We start from the raw sequence: 26,038 nt of genomic DNA, 5'->3' as shown, positions 1-26,038 counted from the left end.
CGGGCTTTCCAGCAAAGATCACCTGGCGCCGATGAGTAAGGCGTACAGAACCACTCCACAGGAGGACCCCAGTGGCGAAGGCGAAGTTCGAGCGGACTAAGCCGCACGTCAACATCGGCACCATCGGTCACATCGACCACGGTAAGACGACCCTCACGGCCGCCATTACCAAGGTGCTGCACGACGCGTACCCCGAGCTGAACGAGGCCTCGGCCTTCGACCAGATCGACAAGGCTCCCGAGGAGCGCCAGCGCGGTATCACCATCTCCATCGCGCACGTCGAGTACCAGACCGAGACGCGCCACTACGCGCACGTCGACTGCCCCGGTCACGCGGACTACATCAAGAACATGATCACGGGTGCGGCGCAGATGGACGGCGCCATCCTCGTGGTCGCCGCGACCGACGGCCCGATGCCGCAGACCAAGGAGCACGTGCTCCTGGCCCGCCAGGTCGGCGTTCCGTACATCGTCGTCGCCCTGAACAAGGCCGACATGGTGGACGACGAGGAGATCCTGGAGCTCGTCGAGCTCGAGGTGCGTGAGCTCCTCTCCGAGTACGAGTTCCCGGGCGACGACGTTCCGGTCGTCAAGGTCTCCGCTCTGAAGGCCCTCGAGGGCGACAAGGAGTGGGGCAACTCGGTCCTGGAGCTCATGAAGGCCGTGGACGAGGCCATCCCGGAGCCCGAGCGCGACGTCGACAAGCCGTTCCTGATGCCGATCGAGGACGTCTTCACGATCACCGGTCGTGGCACCGTCGTCACCGGTCGTATCGAGCGCGGCATCCTCAAGGTCAACGAGACCGTCGACATCATCGGCATCAAGACCGAGAAGACCACCACCACGGTCACCGGCATCGAGATGTTCCGCAAGCTGCTCGACGAGGGCCAGGCCGGTGAGAACGTCGGCCTCCTGCTCCGCGGCATCAAGCGCGAGGACGTCGAGCGCGGCCAGGTCATCATCAAGCCGGGCTCGGTCACCCCGCACACCGAGTTCGAGGCGCAGGCCTACATCCTGTCCAAGGACGAGGGTGGCCGCCACACGCCGTTCTTCAACAACTACCGTCCGCAGTTCTACTTCCGTACGACGGACGTGACCGGCGTCGTGACCCTCCCCGAGGGCACCGAGATGGTCATGCCGGGTGACAACACCGAGATGAAGGTGGAGCTCATCCAGCCCGTCGCCATGGAAGAGGGCCTGAAGTTCGCCATCCGTGAGGGTGGCCGGACCGTGGGCGCCGGCCAGGTCACCAAGATCAACAAGTAAGCACCGCTTGCTTGTCGGTCCACCGACCTGACATGGGCTGATGCCTGAAAGGGCCCGTACGACTCCCGTCGTACGGGCCCTTTCGCATGAATCGGCACTTCCGATTCCGCTGTCAGTACGCTGCCAGTGCAGGTCCCTGCATTCTTTTTCTGTGGTGAGTGTTGCGTCCACTCGGCGAAGATCGGAACGTCAGCCGGCGGGGGTCGGCTGTGAATCCGAATGGATTCAGGTTTCCGAGGGGGAAATTCTTCATGGGTAAGAGCCTGCTTCGCGCCGCCGTCGTCACGCTGATGCTCGCCGTCGGGACGGGAGCGGGAGTCGCGCACGCGTCGGCCGGGACCATGGCGGGTGCGGGGGTCGCCATCACGCAGGACCCGATCTGGGACGTCGCGCCGGCTCAGGGCTTCAGTGCCGTCCCGGATCCCATCTGGGACTGACGCCAGGACATCCTGTCCGAAAAGGGCCCACTCGACGAGTGGGCCCTTCGTCATGTTCCGGCAGGCACCGCCGTGCCCTCACCTTTTCGTTGCAGATTATCCGCGGTCTCAACATAATGCGAGGGACGTCTTGTGAGGTCATGGGGGAGGGGTACCGATGCTGGACCCGTTGGGGCTTTCGCCTCATGTGTCCGAAGTCTACATATCTGTACTGAGAAATCCCGGCCTCGGGGTCGAAGAGCTGGCGGCCGTCCTGGAGTGGCGGCCGGAGCAGGTCCGTTCGGTGCTGGACGAATGCCTTCGGCTTTCCCTCGTAAAACCCTCCTGGAATGAGCCGGGAAGGCTCCGTGCGGTGAGTCCCGATATCGCCCTCCAAGCACTCATCACCGATCAGGAGAACGCGCTCCTCGACCGGCAACGGCGACTGGCGGACGCGCGAAACGGAATGGCGCGGTTCATCGACGAGCACAAGGCCGCGCAGCAGGAGTTGCACGGCGCCGTCATGGAACGGCTCGAAGGCCTTGAAGAGATACGTTTCCGAATTGAGGAACTGACGCACAAGTGCGCCGCGGAGCTGCTGACCTTCGCCAGCGGCGGCCCGCACAGCCAGGCCAGTCGGCGGGCGAGCCAGCCGCTGTGCGAGGCACTGGCCCGCCGCGGCGTGGCCATGCGCAGCGTCTACCTGGACAGTGTGCACAACGACCCGGCGACCGTGGAGCACCTGCGCTGGCTGCACATCCACGGCGACCACGTCCGCACCACGGCCTCGCTGCCCTGCCGGATGCTGGTCTTCGACCGGGCCCACGCGGTACTGCCGACCGACCCCGACGACACGGCCGCCGGAGCCCTCGTCCTGCATGGCCGGGGCGTCATCGTCGCCCTGTACGAGCTGTTCGAGCGGGTGTGGGAGAACGCCCTCCCCTTCGCCGGCGGCCGGCCGCAGCGCCGCGAGCGGGGTGGCGGTGAGCTGACCGCGCAGGAGCACGCGGTGCTCAGGCTCCTCGCCGAAGGGCTCACCGACGAGGTGGTGGCCCGCAAACTGGGCGTCTCGGTGCGCACCGGACGCCGGATCACCGCCGAGCTGATGAGCCGGCTCGGTGCCCGCAGCCGCTTCCAGGCCGGGCTGCGGGCGGCTCAACTGGGCTGGCTCGCCGGTACGGACGAGGCACCGGCGCAGGACGCGGCGGCCGTGGCGGCGGAGGACGTATAGGCCGCATATAGCGGTCGATCCCACTCTCGACTCATCACCTGGATGCCGGAGCCGCCCGATTCCGGTACCGATCCACCATTGGAGTCGAGATGACCAACGCGAGCCTCTCGAACGGCCTTGACGCTGCCCGCAAGCAGGAGATCAAGGAGATCGTCTGCGACATTCTCGAGATCGAAGAGGACGAGGTCACCGAGACCAGCCTCTTCAAGGAGGAGCACGACGCGGACTCGCTCCGCGCCATCGAGATCCTCGCCGCTCTGGAGCGGACCCAGCGCGTGACCATCGACCAGGCCGAACTGAGCCGCATGGTCAACCTGGAGGGCGTGTACGCGGTGGTGGCCGAAGCCGCCCGGCGCTGACCCCCGTCCCGACCGCCAGATGGGTGAGCTTCGATGAATGCTTCGACAGGGACGGACGCGCGAGGTAGTGCCGGACTCATGGGTCCGCGCCCCGGGGCCGCCGGACGCCGAGTGGTGATCACCGGACTGGGCGTGGTCACCAGCATCGGCATCGGGGTCGAGGCCTTCACCTCCGGACTCCGCGGCGGACGCAACGGCGTCAAGCCGATCACCGCGTTCGACACGACCGGGTTCGCCCACGCCAACGGCTGCGAGGTCACCGACTTCGCGCCGGAGCGCTGGATCACCCGGCAACGGCCGGAGGAACTGGGCCGGGCCAGCCAGTTCTCGGTCGCCGCCGCCCGGATGGCGGTCCAGGACGCCGGACTGGAGCCGCGGGACGTGCGGGCCCGGCGCGCACTGGTCTCGGTGGGCACCACGGACGGCGAGTCCCGCGACCTGGACCAGTTGGTGGCCGCCGGCATGACGAAAGGCCCGCAGGAGTACGACCCCTCGGTGGCACGGCGGGTCCCGGCCGGACGGCTGTCCGCGGGCATCGTCCGCGAACTCGGCCTGGAGGACGTGGAGGCCGTGACGCTCCCCACCGCGTGCGCCGCCGGCAACTACGCGGTCGGTTACGGCTACGACGCCCTGCGCAGCGGCGACGTCGACATCGCCCTGTGCGGTGGGGCCGACGCCGCGTGTCGCAAGACCTTCACCGGTTTCTACCGGCTGGGCACGGTCGCCCCCGAGGTGTGCCGGCCCTTCGACAAGGACCGCGAAGGCATCCTGACCGGCGAGGGCGCCGGCATCCTGCTGATGGAGAGCCTCGACTCCGCGCTCGCCCGCGGCGCACGCATCTACGCCGAGGTCCTGGGCTACGGGCTGGCCTGCGACGCCCTGCACCCCGTCGCCCCGGACCGCGACAGCATCGCGCGGACCATGGAGATCGCCCACCGCAACGCGGGCGTCACCCCGGACCAGGTCGACTTCGTCTCGGCGCACGGCACCGGAACGAAGGCCAACGACATCACCGAGGCCGGCGCCATCCGCCAGGTCTTCGGCGCGGACGCGATGCCGCGGACCGTCTCCATCAAGTCGATGATCGGCCACAGCATGGGTGCGGCCAGCGCGGTCGCCGCGGCGGCGTGCGCGCTGGCGATCACCGAGGGGTTCATCCCGCCGACCATCAACCACCGCGAGACCGACCCCGAGTGCGCCGTCGACTGCGTCCCCAACGCGGCCGTGGAGGCGGAACTGAGCGTCGTCCAGAACAACGCCCTGGCGTTCGGCGGCAACAACGCCGTACTGATCCTGGGCGCCTACCGGGGCGAGGGCCGGCCCGCCGAACGAGTCGGCCGGAGTGCGACATGAGCTGGATCGTGACCGGAAGGGGCGCCGTCGCCAGCATCGGCGACAGTGTCGAGGAGATCTTCGCCTCGCTGGTCGAGGGGCGCAGCGGTCTCGGCCCGCTGCGCGGCTACGACCGGGAGAAGTTCCGCGCCCAGGTGGCCTACGAGATCGACGACCGGCCGGTGCCCGGAGCGGACGTGCCGCTGCGGGCCACCCGTTGGCTGGAGCGGGCCGTCGCGGCGGCCGCGGCGGACGCCGGGCTCGGCGACGACCTGTCGGGCGTGCCGGTGCTGGTGGGCACCACCCTGCGCGAACTGCGCTCGGTGGAGCTGTCCTGGCGGGACGCGGTCCCCTTCGACGCCGCCGACCTGCACTTCGGCACCATGCTCCGCCGGCGCTTCGGTGCCGCCGACACGCACACGGTCGCCAACGCGTGCTCGGCCTCGCTGTACGCGCTGGCGATGGGCACCGACCTGCTCGACCTGGGGGCGGCGGACACCGTCGTCGTCGCCGGGGTCGACACCATCACGGAGAGCACCTACGGGCTGCTGGACCGCTGCTACCCCGAAGCTCCCGACCGGGTGCGGCCGTTCGACCGGGCCAGGCGCGGCATGCTCCAGGGCGAGGGCGCGGTGGCCGTCGTGCTGCGGCGGGAGGCCGACGGGCCCGGTCCCGGAGCGCGGGCACACGCCCGGGTGCGGGGGGTCGCGGTCAACTGCGACGCCTACCACCCCTCGGCGCCGGACGCGAAGTCCATCGCCGCGGCCGTCACCGAGGCGCACCGCCGGGCCGGGGTGCACCCCGCGGACATCGACCTGGTGATGCTGCACGGCACCGGGACCCCCCTGAACGACGAGGCGGAGTCCGCCGCGCTAGGCACCGTGTTCGCGGGGCTGGCCCAGTCGCCCTACATGACCGCCATCAAGTCGATGACCGGGCACACCGCGGGAGCCTCGGGGCTGCACAGCCTGGTCGCCGCCGTCGACGCGCTGCGCACCGGGACCGTCCCGCCCACCCTCTACCTGGACGACCCGGTGGACGCCGTGGCGGGCTTCCGGCTGGTGCGGGGCGCCGCCGAGCGGCCCCGACAGCCGCTGCGGCTGGCGCAGGTCGACTCGTTCGGGTTCGGCGGGCTGAACGCGGTTGCGGTGGTCGACATCTCCGACGACGTCCAGGGAGCGGACCGATGAACGACGCCGGCACCGTGGCCACCGCCGTGATCACCGGGCTGGGGACGGCCGTGCGCGGCCTGGCCGGACCCGAGGGGCTCTGCGGCCCCCGGCCGGTCGGGCACCGCGAGGCGCCGGACCCGGCCTCCCGGCTCACCGGACGAGGCGTCCGCTACAAGGACCGCGCCACCAGGCTCGCGATGGTCGCGGCGCGGGACGCGCTGCACGACGCCGGGCTGACCGACGAGGCCGGAAACCTCACGGTGCCCGGCGAGAGCGTGGGGGTCGTCACCAGCACCAACTACGGCAACGTCGACACGGTCTGCGAGACGGTCCGCACCATCGCCGACGACACCTACCTGGCGACCAGCCCGATGATGCTGCCCGCCACCTCCAGCAACGTCGTGGCCTCCTGGGTCGCGATCACCCACGGCCTGCGCGGGGCCAACCTGACCCTGTGCAACGGGCCGACCTCCGGGCTGGACGCGGTCCACTGGGCCGGGTTGCTCGTCGCGGCACGGCGGGCGGAGCGGGTCCTGGTCGTCGGGGTCGAGCCGGACAACGCGGCGGTCCGGCACGTCACCGGCACGCCGGACGCGGACCCGGACGAGCCCGGCCTCTTCGACGGTGCCGTCGCGCTGGTGGTCGAGTCGGCCGTATCGGCCGGGGCACGCGGAGCGCGGGCCCGAGCCGCCGTGGGCCCCTACGCCCGGCGCGGCCGGCACGCGGACGCCGTCGCCGAGGTGCGGACGCTGAGCCCCGGCCCGGTCGGACTGTGGTGCGTTCCCGAACACCCCGCGGGGGTCCGCGCCCCGGCCCCCGGGCTCGGCGCGGCGGCGGGCACGGCGCCCGTCCACGACCTGTCGGCGCGGTACGGACCCTGCTCGGGTGCGCTCGGCGTCCTCCAGGCCGCGGCCGCCTCGGTGTGGCTGGCGGACCGGTCGGGCGACGGCGGCCGTCCCGCCGACGACGTGGTGCTGGTCAGCGCGGGCACCGGGGACGGCGGGGGCGACGACGCCGCCGCCGCGCTGATCCTGACCGCGCCCCGGCCCGTCGTGTCCCCGCTCGCGGGGAGCACGCGATGACCGGCGGGCCGCTCGGCCCGGGCGGGCACCGCCGGACCGTGGTGCGCCTGCGGCGCCGGGCGCGCGGCACGGACACCCCGGTTCGGGTGCTGCTCCTGCACGGGCTGGCCGGCAGCACCTCCGTGTGGGGTGCCTACGCAGCGCTGGCGGCTGACGGCGTCGAACTCTGGGAGGCCGTCCTGCCCTGGGGCGCCGAGGGCGACCCCGGGTGGAGTCTGCACGGCGACCCCGCCGACCACGTCGAACAGGCCCTGGAGGGCGTGCCCGGCGGGGCGGACGCCCTGGTCGCGCATTCCTTCGCCGCGGGCCCCGCCCTGGAGGCGCTCGCCCGGGGCGGGGACCGGCCCGGACCCCGCACCGCCGTGGTGGTCGCACCCTTCCACCGGAGCGACCCCGACGACTTCACCTGGGACGACGCCCAGTACTACCTGGGCGGCTTCCACCGCATCCTCGAAGAGGGGCTGCGGATCGGGGTCGGGGACCGGGTGCCGCCCGATCTGCGCGGTGCGATGGCGATGCGGGTCCGGGACCGGATCGGCCCGTACGGCTGGCAGCAGTTCTTCGGTGCGTACCTGCGCAGTCCGTGGCTCGACGTGGCCGCCCTGCGGCTGCCGGTGCTCGTCGTGGCCGGCACGGACGACTTCGCCGCGCCGGTCCGGGACGCGCGGGCGCTCGCCGGGGCGCTGCCCGACGGACGGCTCGGGCTGTTCGACGGGTGCGGTCACTTCGCCATGGCCGAGCAGCCCGAGCGCTTCGCCGAAGCGGTGCACCGGCTCCTGGCCGAGGTCTTCCCGGGACGCCTCGGTGCCCCGGCGGGCGACACCGTCCCGTGTGCCCGCCCCACCCTCCAAGTTTTCGCACCCAACCTCTACGTACCGGAGTCGACGTGACCACCCACCCCGCTGACCTCGCCGCCTCGGTCCTCGCGCTGAGGGAACCCAGCCGTCTGGAGATCCGCCCCCGCTACGAGGGCTCCAACATCTGCACCTGGATCGGTTTCAAGCACGTCAACTACCTCGTCGAGGAAGCCGTACTGAACCATCTGCGGCAGGCCGGGACCGCCCCGGGCACGCTGTACGAGGTGTACGGGCTGTGCACGGACATCGTCGACATCGACACCCGCATCCTGCACGCCTTCCACATCGACGACACCGCCGTGGCGGAGGTCCGGCCGCATCGCAGGGCCAAGGACGGGGAGTTGACGTTCGCCGTCACGCTGCACGTGCGGCGGGACACGCTGCTCAAGGCCGTCACCTCGACCGTGAAGGTCCAGCTCCGCCTCGATCCGCGCGGGGGCGGCGAGGAGCCGGTTCCGGAGGCGCTCGCGCCGTTCGCGGTGGGCCGGCTCTCCGCCGCGCCCGGGTGGACACCGGAGCCGGCCGAGGTGGACCTGGCCGCGGACGACCTGGTCAAGGAGCTGACGGCCGGCCGGAACGCGTACGCCTGGAAGTTCCGCATCCCCTACTGGTACTGCCACTTCACCGAGCGCCAGCAGATGTCCGGCTACCTGCGTCTCATGGAGGAGGCCAAGGACCGGCTCGTGGCCGACCGCGGTGTCTCCATCAAGACGCTGCTGGACGAGCAGAACTGGATCCCCGTGGTGCCGCACTCACGGATCACCATCCTGGACGAGGCGCGCATGGAGGAGGACCTGTACGTCGTCCTCACCGTCGAGAGCGTCTTCAAGGGCTTCACCTACGACTCCCGCATGGACACGTACGTGGTCCGGGACGGCCGGCTCGTGCAGACCGCGACCGGCCGTATCACCCACGGGTACGCCGTGATCGAGAACCGTCGCGACTGGTCCCTGGTCTCCTTCGACGACCGCATGAACGCGGCCCTGGAGGGTCGGGCGACATGAGCGCGGAGGTCGAGGTCCTGGTCGCCGGGGTCGGCGCGGTCACCTGCCACGGGACCGGCGCGGACACGCTGTGGCGTGCCATGACGGCGGCCGGAACCCGTCTGCCCGACCGGCCGGCGGACCCGTACGCGCGCATGGACCTGCCGCTGATCAACCTGGTGCCCGACCCCGACCTGGCGGGTGAGCGGGCGACGCGGTTCGCCTCGCTCGCCGCCGCCGAGGCCCTGGCCGACGCGGGCCTCGACGCCGACTCGCTCGCCGCCGCCCGCACCGCGGTGGTGCTGGGCAGTTGCATGGGTGAGCCGGGCGGGAACGAACGCGGGCGCGGCGGTGCGCACTGGCAGCCGCCGTTCCGGCTCGCGGGCGCGCTCGCCGCCGAACTGGGGCTGTTCGCGGCCGTCCACGACGTCGCCAACGCCTGCGCGGCGGCCGGCTACGCGCTCGGCCTCGCGGCGGACCTGGTGCGCGCGGGGGAGGCGGACCTCGTCGTCGCGGGGGGCTCCGACGCGTACTCGCGGGTGGCCCTCGGGTGTTTCAACCGGCTGGGCGCGGTCGACCCCGAGCGGTGCAGGCCCTTCGAGGCGGACCGCGACGGGACGGTGTTCGCGGAGGGCGCCGGCGTCGTGGTACTCGAGTCGGCGACGCACGCCAGGCGGCGCGGTGCGGCGGTGGTGCCGGGCCGGGAGGGCGGCGTGCTGCGGCTCGAAGGAGCCGCGTGGAGCTGCGACGCGGGGCATCCCACCGCACCCCGGGCCGACGGCGAGCAGATCGTGCGGGCCATGCGGGAAGCCCTCGGGGACCGGGGGGCGGGCGGCCTCGGCTGCGTCGTCCCGCACGGCACCGGGACCCGCCTGGGCGACGTCCTGGAGAGCCGCGCGCTCCACACGGTCCTCGGCGAACGCGCGGCCCGGGTACCGCTCTACAGCCTCAAGGCGCTGCTCGGTCACACGGGCGGGGCGTCCGCCGCGCTCGCCGCCGTGGCGGCGGCACTGATGCTGCGGCACGGCGAGATCCCCCCCAACGTGCCGCTGAAGGAGCAAGACCCCGAGTGCGGGGTGTCGCTGCCGCAGGGTGCGGCGGTGCCGTTGCCGGTCTCGGCGCGGCGGGTGCTGGTCAACGCCTACGGGTTCGGCGGGAACAACTCCTCGCTCGTACTGGCGGCCGGGCCCACCGGAGAGGACGGAGGTGAACCGCGGTGAACACGTCCTGCCGGGCGGGGGCCGAACTCGCCGTCACCGGGGTCGGGATCGTCTCTCCCTGGGGCGACACGCCCGAAGCGGCCGACGATGCCCGCGGTGCCGCCGTGCCGGGGACCTGCGAGTGGTTCGACCACCGTGCGCGGCTCGGCCCCCGCGGGTACCGGTATCTGCCGCCGGCGGCCCAGTACGCGCTGGCCGCGGCACGGGCCGCCCTGGACGACGGCGGCCGTCCGCAGGCGGTGCCGGCCGACCGGCGTGCCCTGCTGCTCGCGACCAACGCGGGCCCGGCCGAACTCCTCGACGCCATGGACGGGGTGGTGCTGGAGGAGGGCGCGGCCGGCATCTCCCCCGCCTCGGCGCCGTACTTCGCGGTCAACGTACTGGGCAACCGGATCGCCGCGGAGCTGTCGCTGACGGGATTCGCGCTGACCGTCGCCACCGCGCGCACGGCCGCGCTGGACGCCCTGTCCGCCGGCGCGCTCGCCCTGGCGGCCGGCCGGTGCGACAGCCTGGTCCTCGCCGCGGTCGAGGAACCGCCACCGACCCGCGCCGCGGCCGGCCCCGGCCGGCCCGGTGAGCAGGGGGCCGGGGTGTTCACCCTGGAGTCCGTCGCGGGAGCACGGGCGCGCGGGGCCACCGTGGCGGCCACGTTGCGGGCCCGGTCGCTGTTCCTGCCCCCCTCCGCGCTGGACCGCGCGGAGGGCAGGGCACGGGCCGGGCGGGTTCTCACGGACGCCCTCGCCGCACTGCTCGTCCCACCGGAGGGGGCCGCCCCCGGCGGGTCCGCGCCGCCGCTGCTCCGGCTGGATCTGGACGACTCACCCGTGTCCGAGGCGGTCGCCGTGGCCGTCGCCGGGCTCGGGTCCTCCGCTTCGGAGGGCGGCCACGCGGGCGGTGCCCTGCACCCGGGTCGCCGGACCGGCTGCCTGGGGCCCGCGCTCGCCGTCGCCCGCGCCGTCCGTGCGCGGGACACCCGCCGTCGGCTCGTCGTATGCGCGAGCGGCGCCGGTCATGTCGCCCTGGTCCGTGTCAGCCCCGGACCGTCCCACCACTCACAGGAGTCGGAACATGCTGAAGTCGCTTGAGGGGAGCTGGTGCCTGGTCCTGGGGGCCTCCAGCGGGATCGGCCGCGCCATCGCCCTGGGGCTGGCCGGTGAGGGCGTGCACGTCGCCGGCGTGCACTTCGACACCGCGACGCGCGCGGACGAGGTCGCCCGGCTGGCCGACGACATCCGCGGCCTGGGCGTCGAAGCGCACTTCGTGAACGCCAACGCCGCCGCGCGGACCACCCGCGACCAGCTCGTTGCCGAACTCACCGAACGCACCGGCGCGTCCGGCGGGATCCGGGTCCTGGTCCACTCCCTGGCCTTCGGCTCCCTGGTCCCCTTCACCCCCCGGCCCGGCTGGGACAAGCGGCTCACCGCCCGGCAGCTGGAGATGACCCTGGACGTCATGGCGCACAGCCTCGCCTACTGGACGCAGGACCTGGTCGGAGCCGGCCTGCTGCGCGCCGGGTCGAAGGTGTTCGCGATGACCAGCGCCGGAACCTCGCAGCACCTGCCCAGCTACGGCGCGGTGTCGGCGGCCAAGAGCGCCCTGGAGTCGCACGTCCGCCAGCTCGCCTGCGAACTGGCGCCGCGCGGCATCGCGGTGAACGCCCTGCGGGCGGGCACGACCGTCACCCCGGCCCTGCGGCGCATCCCCGAGCACGCCGGCTACGTCGAGCGCGCCGCCCAGAACAACCCGCACGGCCGCCTGACCCGTCCCGAGGACGTCGCGGACGCGGTCGCGCTGCTGTCCCGTACCGAGTCCTCGTGGCTGACCGGCAACACCATCGGCGTCGACGGGGCGGAACTGCACGCCGCCGCCGGTGCCTGGGGCTGAACCACGGACCGTTCTTCCCTACGACATCCAGGAGCAGACAGCGATGAGCGCCACTCTTGCCACCGAGGCGGCCCCGGACACCCTCGTCGTCTCCGGCTGGTCCGCCGCCACCCCGTACGGGCTCGGTGCCGAGGCCTTCGCCGAGGGCGTGCGCGGTGCGCGCGACGCGGTGCGCGCCGCCGACGGCGGGGCGAGCCTCGGCCCCTATGAACGGGCCGGTCTGGTACCGGACTTCGATGCGCGCGCGGTGCTGGGGCGCAAGGGCACCCGCGCCATGGACCGGGCCACCGGTCTCGCCGTGGCCACCGCCGGCCTGCTGCTGGACCGGGCGGGTGAGGGCCTGGCCCAGGACGACCCGGAGGCGGTGGGCATGGTGCTCGGCACCGGGCACGGCAGCGTGCAGAGCATCATGGACTTCACCCGGGACTCCCTGACCGGCGAGAAGCCCTTCCACGTGGACCCCGCCCTCTTCCCGAACACGGTGATGAACCGCGCCGCCGGCCAGAGCGCCATCTGGCACACCCTGCGCGGGCCGAACACCACGGTCGCGGGCGGTGCGGTGACCGGCCTGCTGGCCCTGAACTACGCCGCCCGGCTGCTGCGGCAACGGCACTGCGAGGCCGTCCTGTGCGGGGCGGTGGAGGAGTTCTCCACCGAGCGCGCCTGGCTGGAGTACCGGGCACGCACCGGCGGACCCCACGGTCGGCCGGTCGGACCGCTCGGTGAGGGCTGCGCGCTGTTCCTGCTGGAGACGGACTCCCGCGCCCGGGCCCACGGACGCGTTCCGTTCGCCTCCTTCCTCGGTGCCCGGTTCCGGGCGTTTTCCGACCCCGAACGCGCCGGCGAGGCGGTCGCGCGGGCCGTCAGCGAGGCGCTCAAGGAAGCGGACGTACGGCCCGAGGAGGTGGAACTGCTGGTGCCGTCGGACTCCGGCGGTCCCCTCGGCGCCCGGGAGGACGCGGCACTCGCCGGCCTCTTCGGCGAGCACCGGCCGCCCCGGTTGCGGCTGCGCCGGCTGGTCGGCGACCTGGGCGCGGCCTCGGCGTCGCTCCAGCTGGCCGCGGCCCTCGGCGCCGGAGCGGACCGGCCGGTGCTCGTCACCTCCCTCGACCCGGACGGCCAGGCGGGCGCGGCCGTGCTGCGCACCGGCGACCGGTGAGCGCGGCGCGTCCGCGTGACGCGTCCGCCGCCTCCACGTCGTCTTCTCGCTCCCCTCTCGTATGCCAACCACCACCCGGAAGGACGCGTGTCCCCATGACCGACACCAGCACCGCATCCGCGCTCGACAAGGAACAGCTGCGCGACCTGGTCGCCGAGGTCCTGGACCTCGAAGTCGCCGACGTCACCGACGACGCCCACTTCGTGGACGACCTGGACGTCGACTCCCTCATGGCCCTGGAGATCACCGTGCGCCTGGAGAGGGAGTACGGCGTCCGGCTCGCCGAGAACGAGCTGTCCGCGATCACCACGCTCCAGGGCACCTACGACCTGCTGCAGGGCAAGCTCGGAGGGACACGATGAGCGCCGCCACACCGCTGGGCGACCTGGAACTGATCCGCACCGGACCGCAGGGTGCCGTCACCGTCTTCGACGCCCCCACCGACGGCCCGGTCGTCGACGGGCACTACCCGGGTTTCCCCGTACTGCCCGGCGTCCTCCTCATCGAGGCCGCCGACCGCACGGTGCGGCAGTGGGCCCGCACGCGGCCCGCCGAGCCGGAGGAGGCCGGGGAGGCCGTCGCCGACGGTGACACCGACGTCGCGCTCGTCGCCATGGACCGGTGCCGCTTCCACCGCCCGGTCTTTCCCGGCGACCGGGTGCTCGCCGACGTCAGCCTCACCGAGACCGCGGCCGAGCTGCTGGTCAGGGCGGCCGTGGCCACCAACCGCGGCAAGGTCGCCGATCTGCGCCTGCGCTACCGCCGGGGCCCGGCGGACGACCACGGCACCGGGAACGGAACCGTACGGGAAGAGAGCGATTCGTGACCGCGCACGGCCTCGACCGGATCAAGAGCACCATCCCGCACCGGGGGGAACTCCTCCTGGTCGACCGGGTGACGGAGGTGGAACCGGGCCGCCGCCTCACGGCGCTCAAGGCGATCTCCGGCAACGAGCCCTGCTACGCCCCGCTCGGCCGGGACGCCGCCCCCGCCGACTACGCCTACCCGACCTCCCTGGTCGTCGAGTCGTGGGCGCAGTCCGCGGTGCTGCTCTCGGTCTGGGAGGCACCCAACCCCGACGTGCTGGCCGGAAAGGTGGAACTGGCGGGTTCCATCAACGACGTGGTCTTCGGCGTCCGCGCCCACCCGGGGGAGGTCCTGGAGCACCGGGTCCGCCTGGTGAAGGCCGTCGGCGAGACGGCGATCCTGACCGGCGAGACATGCGTCGGCGGCCGTGAGGCGCTGCGCGTCGGCTCGTTCGTGGTGGCCCTGCGCGATGTCACCGAACTGCTGCCCGCCCCCGCCCTGCTGAACGTGTGAGGAGACGACGTGATGTCCGCAGTGACTGATGCCCCGGGTGGCCCGGGCCAACGGGTCGCAGTGATCACCGGAGGGTCGCGCGGCATCGGCCGCGCGGTCGTCGAACGGCTTGCCCGGGACGGCCACGACATCGCCTTCTGCTACCGCGCCGACCACGAGGCCGCGGCCCTGGTGGAGAAGGAGGTACGCAGGCTGGGACGACGGGTGCTGTCCCGGCGGGTGGACGTGACGGACCGTGCGCAGGTACGGGACTTCGTCACCGCGGCCGAGGAGGAACTGGGGCCGGCCTCGGCCGCGGTCACCTCGGCCGGCATCACCCGTGACCAGCCCCTGGTGCTGATGCCGGACGAGGACTGGGACGCGGTCCTGCGGACCAACCTCGACGGCACCTACAACCTGTGCCGGGCGATCGCCTTCCCCATGATCAGGCGGGGTGGCGGCGCGGTGGTCACCCTGTCCTCCGTGGCGGGCGTGGCCGGCAACGCGGGCCAGACCAACTACTCGGCGTCCAAGGCCGGGATCATCGGGTTCACCCGGTCCCTGGCGAAGGAGGCCGGGCGGCACGGGATCCGGGCCAACGCGGTGGCGCCCGGTTTCATCGAGACCGACATGACGTCCGACCTGCCGGCGAAGACGGCGAAGGAGATGCGCGGGCGGATCGCGCTGAAGCGGTTCGGTACCCCCGAGGACGTCGCCTCCGTGGTCTCCTTCCTGGTGTCGGACCAGGCCGCGTACATCACGGGCCAGGTGTTCCAGGTGGACGGCGGTCTCGCGTTGTGAGCGGCGCGGTCACCGGCCGGCGCCGGCGCCGGCCGCCCCGCTTCTACTTCTCGCTGCGCAGCCCCTACTCCTGGCTCGCGTACCGGGACCTGCTGGACGGCCACCCGGGTGTGGCGGACTCGCTGGAGTGGGTGCCGTTCTTCGAACCGGACGAGCTGAGTCTGAAGATGCTCGCGGAGGCCGGCGGGGCGTTCCCGTACACGCCGATGTCGGCGCACAAGCACCGGTACATCCTCCAGGACGTACGCCGGCTGGCCCGTGAGCGAGGCCTCGTCTTCGGCTGGCCCGTGGACCGCTCTCCCGTGTGGGAGGTGCCGCACCTCGGCTACCTGGTCGCCGCGCGGTACGGGCGCGGCCCGGAGTACATCGCGCTCGCCGCGCGGGCGCGGTGGGAGCTGGGCCAGGACATCTGCGACCGCGAGGTGATCCGGGCGTTCGGCGTCGAGCTGGGCCTGGACGGGGAGGAGCTGGCCTCGGCGGCCGACGATCCGCGGATGCGCGCGGAGGGCGTGCGGGTGCTCCTGGACATCGAGCGGGACGGGGTGTTCGGGGTGCCGTTCTTCGTGGACCACTACGACAAGTACTGGGGCGTCGACCGGCTGCCGGCCTTCCTGACGGCTCTCGCCGGGTCCGCGGCGTCCTCCGGGCCCGCCGAGGGCGCCCGGCCGGTCGTGTCCGTCGACGACGGCCACGCCGGGGGGTGCGGGTGAGCCGTTCCACGGCCGCGCCGTCGTGCTCAGGCGGCGCCCCGCGGCCCGTCCCGGCCCGGGATTCCGTATAGGAACGGCATAGCGTTCCCCGCTTGGCTGGGCCTCGATACCGCTGCTGTGCGAGCGCGGCGCAACCAGCCGCAGAGGGTGAGTAGTTGGGGTGACCGGTTTCGAGAGCTTCGTCAGTGTGCTGCGCCGCCGGGCGGCCGCCGCCCCGCGGCACGACGCCGTCCGGTTCTGCGCCGGAGAGGACGAGGAGGCGCTGACCTACGCAGAGCTCGACCTCCGGGCCCGAAGCGGAGCCCAGTGGGTCGCGGAGCGGGTCGGGGCCGGGGACCGGGTGCTGGTGGCCTGCGCGCCGGGCACCGGGTTCATCCGGGCCTTCCTCGCCTGCCTCTACGCCGGTGCGGTGCCCGTCCCGGTGCCCCTGCCCGGCGGGTTCGGTCGCCAGGAGTCCCGCACCACCGCGATCGCGAAAGACACCGGTGCCCGGCTCGTCCTCACCGACGAGGCGGGGCTGGGCGCCGTACACCGCTGGCTGGCCGGTGAGCGGGACGCCCTGCCGGGGCGGGCCGCAGTCGCCGTGGAGGCGGCCGAACGGGACGGCGACGCCGGGACCTGGCGGGAAGCCGCCGTCACGGGGACCGATCTGTGCTTCCTGCAGTACACCTCCGGATCCACCAGCGACCCCAAGGGCGTGATGGTGCCGCACGGCGCGCTGGTCCACAACCTGCGGCTGCTGCGCGACAGCCACGGCTGGCACGGCGGCATGACCTGGTGCAGCTGGCTGCCCGCCCACCACGACATGGGCCTCATCGCCATGATGCTCGCCCCGCTCCACCTGGGCGGCACGGCCGTACTGATGTCCTCCACCGAGTTCCTCAAGCGGCCCGTCTCCTGGCTGAGGCTGATCGACCGGCACGGGGCGCAGATCAGCTGCGCGCCCAACTTCGCCTACGACCTGTGCGCGCGCCGCCTCACCGAGGAGCAGACCGCGGGGCTGGACCTCTCGCGCTGGCGCTACGCCTGCAACGGAGCCGAGCCCGTCGACGCCGCGACCCTGCGACGGTTCGCCGACCGCTTCGCGGGCGCCGGGTTCGCGCCTGCCGCACTGCTGCCCGGCTACGGACTCGCCGAGGCCACGCTCTTCGTCTCCGGCACCTCCGCCGACGAGCCGCCGGCCGTCCTGCGGGCCGATTCCGCCGCCCTGGCCGCCGGCGAGGTGCGCGCGGCCGGACCCGGCGTCCCGGCGCGCGAGCTGGCCGGCAGCGGGATCGTGCGGGGACTCGACGTGCGGGTGGTGGACCCCTCCGACGGGCGCGAGCTGTCCGCCGGCCGGGTCGGGGAGATCTGGATCCGCGGCGGCAGCGTCGCGCTCGGGTACTGGAACCGGCCCGAGGAGAGCGAACGGACCTTCCGCGCCACGACCTCCGCCGGTGACGGCCCCTTCCTGCGCACCGGCGACCTCGGGGCGCTTCGCGCCGGCGAGCTGTACGTCACCGGCCGGCTGAAGGAAATGATCATCGTGCACGGCCGGAACCTCTACCCGCACGACATCGAGCGCGAGATGCGGGAACTGGACCCGGCCTTCGCGGAGTTGCCCGCCGCCGTGTTCGGCTGCAGGGCGGCGGACACCGTGGGCGGCGGGGAGGAGATCGTCGCCGTCCAAGAGGTCCGCGGCAGGGGGCGCGCGGCGGGGGAACTCGCCGGTCTGGCCCGTGCCGCGCGGGCCCGGCTCGGACGGCTGCTGGGCGCGCGGATCGGCGCGGTCGTGCTGGTCAAGCCCGGCCGGATCCGCCGTACCACCAGCGGGAAGATCCAGCGGACGCGGATGCGGCACCTCTTCGAGACCGGCGCGCTGGACGTTCTGCACGAGGAGTTGTCCCCCGATCTGCGCGCCGCGCTGCGTCCGCCCCGACCCGCCTCGGGGACCGAGCACGGGATGAGCGTGCCGCTCGCCGCGGCGGGGGAGGGCTGGGACCCGCTGGCACTGGCGCGCGAGCTGGAGACGAGGCTCGGGGACCCGCGGGACGGGAACCGGGTGTTCTCCTACCGGCGGGTCGCCGAACTCGACCGTGCGGAGGCCTTCCCCGCGGAGATCTGCCGGGAACTGGACCTGCTCGGCGTACCCCGCTGGTTCGCGCCCGCCGAGTACGGCGGCGAGCTGCGCTCCGGAGAGGAGCTGCTCCAGCTGATCCGGGTTCTGTCGCGGCGCGACTTCACCTCCGCGCTCGCCCACGCCAAGACCTACCTGGGTGCCGTCTGCGTCTGGGTGGCGGGCCGGCCCGGGCAGGCCGGGGACCTGGGCCGACGGGTCGCCCGCGGAGCCGTCGTGTCCCTGGCCGTCACCGAACGCGAGCACGGCAGCGACCTGCTGGCCGGCGGCCTCACGGCCGAACGCACCGAGCGCGGCTGGCGCCTGGACGGCGAGAAGTGGCTCATCAACAACGCCTCGCGGGCGGAGCTGGTGTGCGTCCTGGCGCGGACCGCCCCCAAGGGCGGGAGCCGGGGCTTCTCCCTCTTCCTCGTCGACGTCGGAAGCCTGCCGGAAGGCAGCCGGCGCGCGCTGCCGCACGTGCCCACGCACGGGGTGCGGGGCGCGGACATCAGCGGGATCGCGTTCGCGGCGGCCGAGGTGCCCGAGGACGCGCTGGTGGGGGCCGAGGGTGCGGGGCTGGAGATCGTCCTGAAGGGGTTCCAGATCACCCGCACGCTCTGCTCCGCCATGTCACTCGGCATGACCGACCACGCCCTGCGCGTCGCCGTCGGCTTCGCCCGAGGCCACCGGCTGTACCGGCGCTCGCTGGACGGGCTCCCGCACGCCGCCCGCACCCTCGCCGAGTCCTACGCCGACCTGCTCGCCATGGAGGCGGTGAGCCTGGTCGCCACCCGGTCCACGCACACCCTCACCGAGGAGCAGAGCGTGGTGTCGGCGGTGGTCAAGTACCTGGTGCCCACCCTCGGCGACGAGGCGATCGCGGCGCTGCGCTCCCTGCTCGGCGCCCGCGCCATGCTGACGGCGGACTTCGCCGACGGGGCCTTCCAGAAGCTGGAGCGCGACCACCGCGTCGTGGGCATCTTCGACGGCAGCACGGCCGTCAACCTCAGCTCCGTGATCAACCAGTTCCCCGTGCTGACGCGGGGATGGCGCAAGGGGCTCGCAGACCACGGTGCGGTCGCCGCGGCCGCCCGGCTCGACGGGCCCCCACCCGCTCTCGACCACGAACGGCTCACCCTCTACTCGAGGTCCGGCGCCAGTGTCGTGCAGTCGCTGCCCGAGGCGGCACGGCGGGTCGCCGCCGCCGCGCCGCCCGCCACGGCCGGCCGGGCCCGGCAACTGCTCGCCGTGGCCCACGCGCTGCACGAGGAGATGGCCGCGCACCGGCACACCGCACGGGCCGTACCGGAGACCGCGTTCGAGGCAGCGCGCCGCTACGCCCTGGTGTACGCGGGCGCCGCGAGCCTGCACCTGTGGCTGGCGAACGAGGGAACCGGCCGCGCGCACGGTCCGCTGTGGCGGGACGCGGCCTGGCTCGACGCCGTCCTGGCCCGCGTGCTGCGGCGCCTCGACGGGCGCCCCGACCTCGACGACGCCGACGGCCCGGCCCTGGACGCGCTGCTGCCGGCGCTGAACCACCAGGCCGACCAGGGCCTGCTGTTCTCCCTCCTGCACTGCCCGCTGGCCGAGAGCGCGTCCCCGTCCCACCGGCCGGCCACCGACCCGACCGGCACCACGAAGGGCGCGGCATGACCCGGTTCCCTCAGCCATCCGATGATCAGCGGCCCGACCGAGGAGCGGTCATGACGGACCTGCCGGCGCCCGGCGAGCGGGGGGCGCCCGACGCCGCCCTGCGCCGGACCGAGCAGCTGGAGTCACTGCTCGGCGACCCCGACGACCCGGCCAACCCGCTCGGCACGGCGGCCGTCCTCGCCGCCGACGAGCGCGGCGAACTGCTCGCCGACGGGGAGCTGGCGCTGGCAGGCTTCGGGCTCGGAGCGGAGTTCGTGCCCGCCGCCCTCGGCGGGCGACTGGAGCGCGCGGACCGGTTCGCGCTGCTGATGCGCACCCTTTTCCGGCGGGACTGCTCCCTGGGCATCGGATACGGCGTCACCAGCTTCATCGCCGGGCTGCCGATCTGGGCGGACGGCAGCGACGAACAGCGGCGCCGGGCCGCCGGTCTGCTCGGCGGGGGCGGCCGGATCGTCGCCGCCTACACGGAACTGGAGCACGGCAGCGACTTCGCCCGGCACGGCCTCAGCGCCCGGCCCGCGCCCGGCGGCGGCTACCTCCTGGACGGAGGCAAGCAGCTGGTCAACAACATCGGCCGGGCCGAGGCCGCCGTCCTGTTCGCCCGCACCGACGACCGGCCGGGCAGCCGAGGCCACTCCCACCTGCTGGTGGACCTCGACGCGGCACCCGCCGACCGGATCGACCGCTCCGCCCGGTACCCCACCTCGGGGGTCCGGGGCTGCCTGCTGGGCGGCGCCGCCCTCGAGTCCTGCCCCGTGCCGGCCGGCGCCCTGCTGGGCCGGGAGGGCGGCGCGATGGAGACGGTGCTCAAGGTCTTCCAGGTCACCCGGTGCGTGCTGCCCGGCATGGTGGTCGGCGTCGGCGACAGCCAACTGCGCACGGTGCTCGGCTTCGCCCGCCGTCGCCGGCTGTACGGCGCCCCGGTGAGCGCCCTGCCCCCGGCCCGCGCCACCCTGGCCGGCGCCTTCGCCGACCTCCTGGTCTGCGACGCGCTGTCCATGGTCGCCGCGCGCTCCCTGCACCTGGAACCGCAGGAGGCGAACGTCCGCTCGGCGGCCGTGAAGTACCTCGTCCCCAAGCTGCTCCAGGACAGCTCCTACCGGCTCGGCGTGCTGCTGGGCGCCCGCAGCTTCCTGCGCGAGGGCCCGTACGCCGGGTTCCAGAAGATGGCGCGGGACCTGCCGGTGGTCGCCCTGGCCCACGCGAGCGCGGCGGTCTGCCTGTCGAACATCGTGCCCCAGCTGCCCCGGCTGGCCGAGCGTGCCTGGCGCCCGGCGCTGGAGTGCGACCCGGCCGCGTACAGGGCCCCGGACGGGCTGTTCCGGCTCCACGATCCTCTGCCCGCTCTGGATCTCGGACGCCTGGAACTGACCTCGCGCGGCACCGACGGGCTGACCGCGTGGCTCCCGGTGTTCGCCGCCGAACTCGCCGCCGAAGCCGCGGAACGCCCAGAACTGACCGAACTCGCCGCACTGGCACACGATGTGGTGGGCGTGCTCGGTGACCTGGCCCGCCGTGCGTGCGAACTCCCCCCGCGCGACCGCACGCCGGTGGCGGGCCGCCGGGCCTTCCTCCTGGCCGAGCGGTACGTCCTGCTGCTGGCGGCCGCCGCCTGCCTGGGAGTGCACCGCGCGGCCGATCCCGGCACCGACCCCTTCCTCGCCGATCCGCTGTGGGTCACCGCGGCGCTGCGGCGGCTCACCGAGCGGCTGGGCACCGGCCGCGGGCCGGCCGCCCCGGTCGCCGACGCCCTCTACGACGAGTTGGCCGCGCGCCACGAGGACGCCCGCACCTTCGATCTGTTCCGCACCCGGCTCGCCCGCCGGGAGACACCAGACACAGGAGTCGACTCATGACCGACACGACCACCACCACCACCGACGCCGGCACCGCCCCCGAAGCGGTCCGCGCCTGGCTCGTCGACCGCGTCGCCTACTACCTGGAGCGCTCGCCGTCCGACGTCGACGAGGGCGCGGACCTCGCCGAGATGGGGCTGGACTCCGTCTACGCCCTCACCCTCTGCGGCGACGTGGAGGACCGCTTCGGCCTCGTCGTCGAGCCGACCATGGCGTGGGACCACCCGACCGTCGACGCGATCACGGCCCACCTGGCGGCCGAACTGGCCGCCGGCGGACGGGCGTAGCAGTGACTATCCGGGAAGGGGCAGTCGTGCCCGAGAAAGTATTCCCAGGCATTCTGTCGACCGTAGGAAACACCCCGCTCGTGGAGCTCGAGAGGCTGCTGCCCGATTTCGGCTCCCGGGTCTTCGGGAAGATCGAGAGATTCAATCCGGGCGGGAGCATCAAGGACCGGTCCGCCCTGGGCATGCTGCTCGCGGCGATCCGCAGCGGCGAGGTGGAACCCGGCCGGTCCGTCATCATCGAATCCAGCTCCGGGAACCTGGCCGTCGGACTCGCCCAGATCTGCCGCTATTTCGGACTGCGGTTCATCTGTGTGGTCGACGGCAAGACCACCGAACAGAACCTGGCCATTCTGCGGGCGTTCCGCGCCGAGGTCGAAGTGGTCACCCAACGCGACCCGGTGACCGGCGAGTACCTCCCGAACCGGCTGCGCCGGGTGCGGGAGCTGGTGGCCTCGACCCCCAACGCCCACTGGCCCAACCAGTACGCCAGCCTGCTCAATCCCAAGGCGCACGAGACCACGATGCGGGAGATCGAGGAGAGCCTCGACGGCAGGGTGGACTACCTCTTCGCCTCCGTGAGCACCTTCGGCACCCTGCGCGGCTGCCGCGACCACATCGCCGCCCGGGGTATGGACACCAAGGTCGTCGCGGTCGACGCCCTGGGGAGCGCCATCTTCGGGCTGGAGTCCACCCAGCGGCTCATCCCGGGGCACGGCGCGTCGGTGGTGCCCCCGCTGCTGGAACCCTCGGCGGCCGACGAGGTCGTGCACATCTCCGACCTGGAGTGTGTGGTCGCCTGCCGGCGCCTCATCGCGCGGGAGGCCGTACTCGCGGGAGGTTCGTCGGGGGCGACCGTGGCCGCGTTGTGGAAGATCCGGCATCGCATACCCGAGGGCTCGAACTGCGTCCTCGTCTTCCCCGACGGCGGCGACCGCTATCTCGACACCATCTACTCCGACTCCTGGGTGCGGGAGAACTTCGGCGACGTCTCACACCTGTGGAAGGACTGACGTTCATGACGCTCTCCGCCGGGCAGGAAGCGCTCTGGCTCGCCCACCAGCTGGACCCGGACAGCTCCGCGTACAACGTGGTGCTCGCGGTGCGGCTGCGCGACCCGGTGCGCACCGACGTCCTCCAGGACGCGCTCACCGCGATCGCGGCCCGGCACGAACTGCTGCGCTCCCGCTTCCCCGCCACCGGCGAAGGCCCCGCCCGGGAGACCTTGCCGCCCGGGTCGGTGCGCCTGGTGGTGCGCGAGACGCCGGAAGCCGACGATCGGGAGCTGTTCCGGCTCGCCCGGCTCGCTGGGGAAGAGCCCTTCCGGCTGGCCGAGGAGGGCGCCTTCCGGGCCGTACTGCTGCGTCGCGCCGCCGCCGACGCCGTCCTCGTCACCACCACGCACCACATCGTCAGCGACGCCACCTCGCAGTGGCTGCTGGTACGGGACCTGTTCGCCGAGTACGGGGCCCGCACCGGGGCGAGCGGGCCGGTGGGGACGGCATCGGCCGGAGACTGGGACGCCTACGTCCGCGCCGAACGGGACTTCGTGGCCTCCGCGCGCGGACGGCGGGCCGCGGCCCACTGGAGGTCGGTGTGCGCCGGCCTCCGGGCGGCGGAGTTGCCCACCGACAGGCCCCGCCCCCCGCAGCGGACCCTGACCGGGGCCACGCACGAATTCGTGCTGGACGGGGAGACGGCCGCGAGGCTGCGGCAGGTCCCGGCGAGCCGGGGTCTGACACCGTTCGCCTGGCTGCTCGGCGCGTTCCAGGCGGCCCTCTACCGCTCCGGCGCGGGCGACGGCTTCCTCATCGGCTGCCCGGCCACCACCCGCCTCACGCCCGGGACCAGGGAGGCCGTCGGCTACTACGTCAACGCGCTGCCGGTGGCCGCCCGCCTCACCCCCACGACGACCGTCCTGGAGGCGGCCGAGTCGGCCGGGCGACAGTTGCGCGCCGGCCTGGCCCACGTCCGGCTGCCGGTCGAGCTGCTGCCCGGCGGCCCGGCGCGCGGACCCCTGTTCCGGATCTCCTGCACGCTCGTCGCCGCCGACCGGCTGCCCGTCGAGGGGCTGTACGCGGGAACGGTGCGTCTGGGCGGGCTGCGCGCCGAGCTGTGCGACGTGCCGCAGCAGGAGGGCCAGCTCGACCTGACCGTCGAGGTGCTGCAGGACTCCCGCGGCTTCCGCGCCGTACTGCGCTACAACACCGACCTGTTCGACGCCGCGACCGTCGAACGGTTCGGTGCCACTTGGCGGCGCCTGGTCGAGACGTCCCTCGACGCGCCCGACACTCCCGCGGCCGACGTCGCGCTCGTCGCCGGCGACGACCTCGACTTTCTGCTGGCTCTGGGCTCGGCCCCGGGCACCGACGCGCCCTGAGCGGCGCCCGAGCCGGGCCGGTCACCGTGCCGACGGCACGCCGGCAGCCGGGCACGACCATGGGGCCGCCGGCCCCGAGAGGGGGAAGAGATGGACGAGCGGACAGCGGCGGGCGCCGAACGGCAGCAACTGCCCGACGGCCCGTCGGTGTGGTGCACCAGCGGACCGGCCGCCGTGGCCATGTGGCGGGAGATGCTCCCGCCCGGGACGTACCACCGTGCGGCCCGGCGACTGCGCGGGGGCGACACCCTCGTCGACGTCGGCGCCAACATCGGCCTGCTCTCCCTGCACTGCGCGCGGGCCCGGCCCGGCCTGCGGATCATCGCCGCCGAGCCCGCGCCCGCCCTGCACACCTGTCTGGAGCGCAACCTCGCCGAACACGCCGGCACCGCCCGGTGGCGCGCGGAACGCACCGCGGTCGGCGACCGGGCCGGGCACCTGAGCTTCACCTACTACCCGCAGGCACCCGGCAACTCGGGCCTGTACGCGGACCGGCAGGCCGACGACGGGATCACCCTCGCCTTCCTGCGCAACAGCGGCATCGACGCCGAGGACGCGGCCGAACTGCTCGACGGGCTGCACGAGGGCGTCGAGCTGACCGTGCCCGTCGTCACCGTCTCGGAACTGCTGCGCCGCCACCGTGTCGACCGCGTCGACCTGCTCAAGGTCGACGTGGAGCGCGCCGAACTGGACGTGCTGCGCGGTGTGGAGCGGGAGCACTGGCCGCTCGTGGGCGCCGTGGTCGCCGAGGTGCACGACGAGGGCGGGCGCCTGGACGCCGTACGGGACCTGCTGGGCGCGCAGGGGTTCGACGTCCGCGTCGGTCAGGACCCGCTGCTCGCGGGCACCCCGCTGTACGACGTCGAGGCCGTGCGGGACGTATAGGGCGCATATAGCACCGGAACCCACCATCGCTCCATCACCGTCAGGCCCCACCCACCCGACCCGGCAGAGAGGGAAACCCATGCTGATCCTCCGACGCACCGACGTGACGGACATCCTGTCCGGCCGGGAGGCGGAGATCATCGACCTCGTCGCCGACACCTACCGTCTGCACGACGCCGGGCTGACCTCGCTGCCGCACTCGACGTTCCTGCGCTTCCCCGAGGAGCACCACGCCCGCGACCGGATCATCGGACTGCCGGCCTACCTCGGCGGCGAACGGCCGGCCGCGGGGATGAAGTGGATCGCGTCCTTCCCCGGCAACGTCGCGGCCGGCACCGAGCGGGCCAGCGCCGCCCTCCTGCTCAACTCCTTGACCGACGGCCGCCCCGTCGCACTGGTCGAGGGCGCCGTCATCTCCGCGCGGCGGACCGCGGCGAGTGCCGCGCTCGCGGCGGCGCGGCTGACCGCCGAGCGGCCGCCGCACTCCGTCCTGCTGATCGGCTGCGGCGTGATCAGCCTGGAGATCCTCCGCTTCCTCGCCGTCGCCCTGCCCCAGCTGCGCGAGGCCGCCCTGTACGACACCGACCCCGCCCGCGCCGAGGCGTTCGCGGAGCGCTGTGCCGAGGCCGCGCCCGGGGTGAAGGCTCACGCCGTGACCGACCTGGACGCGGCGCTCGGTGAGCACCGCCTGGTGTCGCTCGCCACCACCGCCGCGGCCCCGCACATGGACCTGGCCGCCTGCGGTCCGGACACCACCGTGCTGCACGTCTCGCTGCGGGACCTGACACCCGCGGCGATCCTGGGCGCGCTCAACGTGGTCGACGACGCCGACCACGTCTGCCGCGAGCGGACCTCGCTCGACCTCGCTCAGCAGCTCACCGGCGACCGCGGCTTCGTCACCGCCTCGATCGGCGCCCTCCTGCGCGGCTCCGCGACGCTGCGCCGGGAGTCCGCACGCCCCGTCGTCTTCTCGCCGTTCGGTCTGGGCGTCCTGGACGTGGCGCTCGCCGAGTTCGTGCGGGCGGAGGCCGAGCGGCGCGGTGGGGGCGTCCGCGTCGAGGACTTCCTGCCCGCCTGAGCACCCCCGCACCACCGCCCGGGCTCCTTCGCCC

The 26,038-nt window shown here is 73.5% G+C and carries 25 protein-coding genes; all 25 read left to right on the top strand.

The window, feature by feature from the left end:
• Window positions 1–71 precede the first annotated feature (71 nt).
• The 25 genes from tuf (at window position 72) to sbnB (ending at window position 26,004) form a co-directional block, all read left to right on the top strand.
• Entirely contained in the window at window positions 72–1,265 is a 1,194-nt protein-coding gene (gene tuf / locus DMH12_RS16265; RefSeq protein WP_125492298.1) for an elongation factor Tu, read from the top strand.
• A gap of 251 nt (window positions 1,266–1,516) precedes the next feature.
• Complete coding sequence (locus DMH12_RS16260) at window positions 1,517–1,702, top strand: hypothetical protein (protein WP_125492297.1); 186 nt, start codon at window positions 1,517–1,519, stop codon at window positions 1,700–1,702.
• Between the two features lie 352 nt (window positions 1,703–2,054).
• Window positions 2,055–2,912 carry a helix-turn-helix transcriptional regulator gene (locus DMH12_RS16255; RefSeq protein ID WP_260474224.1) on the top strand — a complete coding sequence of 286 codons (858 nt, stop codon included), beginning with the start codon at window positions 2,055–2,057 and terminating at the stop codon, window positions 2,910–2,912.
• 89 nt (window positions 2,913–3,001) lie between these two features.
• A complete protein-coding gene (locus tag DMH12_RS16250) occupies window positions 3,002–3,271 on the top strand; it encodes an acyl carrier protein (protein ID WP_125492295.1) in 270 nt (89 codons plus the stop codon).
• 78 nt (window positions 3,272–3,349) lie between these two features.
• The gene (locus tag DMH12_RS16245; protein WP_125492294.1) at window positions 3,350–4,624 is read left to right on the top strand and encodes a beta-ketoacyl synthase; all 1,275 of its coding nucleotides are present in this window, start codon (window positions 3,350–3,352) and stop codon (window positions 4,622–4,624) included.
• A complete protein-coding gene (locus DMH12_RS16240; protein WP_125492293.1) occupies window positions 4,621–5,793 on the top strand; it encodes a beta-ketoacyl synthase N-terminal-like domain-containing protein in 1,173 nt (390 codons plus the stop codon). Before DMH12_RS16245 ends, DMH12_RS16240 begins: the two co-directional genes overlap by 4 nt.
• A complete protein-coding gene (locus DMH12_RS16235; RefSeq protein ID WP_125492292.1) occupies window positions 5,790–6,857 on the top strand; it encodes a beta-ketoacyl synthase N-terminal-like domain-containing protein in 1,068 nt (355 codons plus the stop codon). The genes DMH12_RS16240 and DMH12_RS16235 overlap by 4 nt, the downstream gene beginning before the upstream one ends.
• Entirely contained in the window at window positions 6,854–7,747 is an 894-nt protein-coding gene (locus DMH12_RS16230) for an alpha/beta fold hydrolase (RefSeq protein WP_125492291.1), read from the top strand. The genes DMH12_RS16235 and DMH12_RS16230 overlap by 4 nt, the downstream gene beginning before the upstream one ends.
• Window positions 7,744–8,718, top strand: a complete 975-nt coding sequence (locus DMH12_RS16225) for a thioesterase family protein (protein ID WP_125492290.1) — start codon at window positions 7,744–7,746, stop codon at window positions 8,716–8,718. Before DMH12_RS16230 ends, DMH12_RS16225 begins: the two co-directional genes overlap by 4 nt.
• The gene (locus tag DMH12_RS16220; protein ID WP_125492289.1) at window positions 8,715–9,917 is read left to right on the top strand and encodes a beta-ketoacyl synthase N-terminal-like domain-containing protein; all 1,203 of its coding nucleotides are present in this window, start codon (window positions 8,715–8,717) and stop codon (window positions 9,915–9,917) included. Before DMH12_RS16225 ends, DMH12_RS16220 begins: the two co-directional genes overlap by 4 nt.
• Window positions 9,914–11,002: a beta-ketoacyl synthase N-terminal-like domain-containing protein gene (locus tag DMH12_RS16215; protein ID WP_125492288.1), complete on the top strand. Its 1,089-nt coding sequence runs from the start codon at window positions 9,914–9,916 to the stop codon at window positions 11,000–11,002. Before DMH12_RS16220 ends, DMH12_RS16215 begins: the two co-directional genes overlap by 4 nt.
• Window positions 10,986–11,801 (top strand): SDR family NAD(P)-dependent oxidoreductase, encoded by an 816-nt coding sequence (locus tag DMH12_RS16210; RefSeq protein ID WP_125492287.1) that lies wholly within the window; start codon window positions 10,986–10,988, stop codon window positions 11,799–11,801. The genes DMH12_RS16215 and DMH12_RS16210 overlap by 17 nt, the downstream gene beginning before the upstream one ends.
• Before the next feature lie 43 nt (window positions 11,802–11,844).
• Window positions 11,845–12,960: a beta-ketoacyl synthase N-terminal-like domain-containing protein gene (locus DMH12_RS16205; protein WP_125492286.1), complete on the top strand. Its 1,116-nt coding sequence runs from the start codon at window positions 11,845–11,847 to the stop codon at window positions 12,958–12,960.
• 95 nt (window positions 12,961–13,055) lie between these two features.
• On the top strand, window positions 13,056–13,322 hold the full coding sequence (locus tag DMH12_RS16200) for an acyl carrier protein (RefSeq protein WP_125492285.1): 267 nt from the start codon (window positions 13,056–13,058) through the stop codon (window positions 13,320–13,322).
• A complete protein-coding gene (locus DMH12_RS16195) occupies window positions 13,319–13,786 on the top strand; it encodes a 3-hydroxyacyl-ACP dehydratase FabZ family protein (protein WP_125492284.1) in 468 nt (155 codons plus the stop codon). The genes DMH12_RS16200 and DMH12_RS16195 overlap by 4 nt, the downstream gene beginning before the upstream one ends.
• A complete protein-coding gene (locus tag DMH12_RS16190; RefSeq protein WP_125492283.1) occupies window positions 13,783–14,280 on the top strand; it encodes a 3-hydroxyacyl-ACP dehydratase FabZ family protein in 498 nt (165 codons plus the stop codon). The genes DMH12_RS16195 and DMH12_RS16190 overlap by 4 nt, the downstream gene beginning before the upstream one ends.
• A gap of 12 nt (window positions 14,281–14,292) precedes the next feature.
• Window positions 14,293–15,060, top strand: a complete 768-nt coding sequence (gene fabG / locus DMH12_RS16185; RefSeq protein ID WP_125492282.1) for a 3-oxoacyl-[acyl-carrier-protein] reductase — start codon at window positions 14,293–14,295, stop codon at window positions 15,058–15,060.
• Window positions 15,057–15,770 (top strand): 2-hydroxychromene-2-carboxylate isomerase, encoded by a 714-nt coding sequence (locus DMH12_RS16180; RefSeq protein ID WP_125492281.1) that lies wholly within the window; start codon window positions 15,057–15,059, stop codon window positions 15,768–15,770. Before fabG ends, DMH12_RS16180 begins: the two co-directional genes overlap by 4 nt.
• Before the next feature lie 160 nt (window positions 15,771–15,930).
• Window positions 15,931–19,521: an AMP-binding protein gene (locus DMH12_RS16175; protein WP_125492280.1), complete on the top strand. Its 3,591-nt coding sequence runs from the start codon at window positions 15,931–15,933 to the stop codon at window positions 19,519–19,521.
• Window positions 19,522–19,571: 50 nt separating this feature from the next.
• Complete coding sequence (locus tag DMH12_RS16170) at window positions 19,572–21,377, top strand: acyl-CoA dehydrogenase family protein (RefSeq protein ID WP_185832347.1); 1,806 nt, start codon at window positions 19,572–19,574, stop codon at window positions 21,375–21,377.
• Window positions 21,374–21,664 (top strand): acyl carrier protein, encoded by a 291-nt coding sequence (locus tag DMH12_RS16165; protein ID WP_125492278.1) that lies wholly within the window; start codon window positions 21,374–21,376, stop codon window positions 21,662–21,664. The genes DMH12_RS16170 and DMH12_RS16165 overlap by 4 nt, the downstream gene beginning before the upstream one ends.
• A gap of 26 nt (window positions 21,665–21,690) precedes the next feature.
• Complete coding sequence (gene sbnA, locus DMH12_RS16160; RefSeq protein ID WP_125492277.1) at window positions 21,691–22,674, top strand: 2,3-diaminopropionate biosynthesis protein SbnA; 984 nt, start codon at window positions 21,691–21,693, stop codon at window positions 22,672–22,674.
• 5 nt (window positions 22,675–22,679) lie between these two features.
• Window positions 22,680–24,041 (top strand): condensation domain-containing protein, encoded by a 1,362-nt coding sequence (locus DMH12_RS16155; protein ID WP_125492276.1) that lies wholly within the window; start codon window positions 22,680–22,682, stop codon window positions 24,039–24,041.
• 90 nt (window positions 24,042–24,131) lie between these two features.
• The gene (locus DMH12_RS16150; protein WP_125492275.1) at window positions 24,132–24,926 is read left to right on the top strand and encodes an FkbM family methyltransferase; all 795 of its coding nucleotides are present in this window, start codon (window positions 24,132–24,134) and stop codon (window positions 24,924–24,926) included.
• A 79-nt stretch (window positions 24,927–25,005) separates the two neighbouring features.
• Window positions 25,006–26,004, top strand: coding sequence for a 2,3-diaminopropionate biosynthesis protein SbnB (gene sbnB, locus DMH12_RS16145; RefSeq protein WP_125492274.1), 999 nt, complete (start codon window positions 25,006–25,008; stop codon window positions 26,002–26,004).
• The last annotated feature ends 34 nt before the right edge of the window (window positions 26,005–26,038 follow it).

Origin of the sequence: Streptomyces sp. WAC 04229 (assembly GCF_003947455.1) — a bacterium.
Taxonomy (GTDB): Bacteria; Actinomycetota; Actinomycetes; order Streptomycetales; family Streptomycetaceae; genus Streptomyces.
Note: the sequence above shows the minus strand (reverse complement) of the source record. Positions and strands in the feature narration are given on the sequence as shown.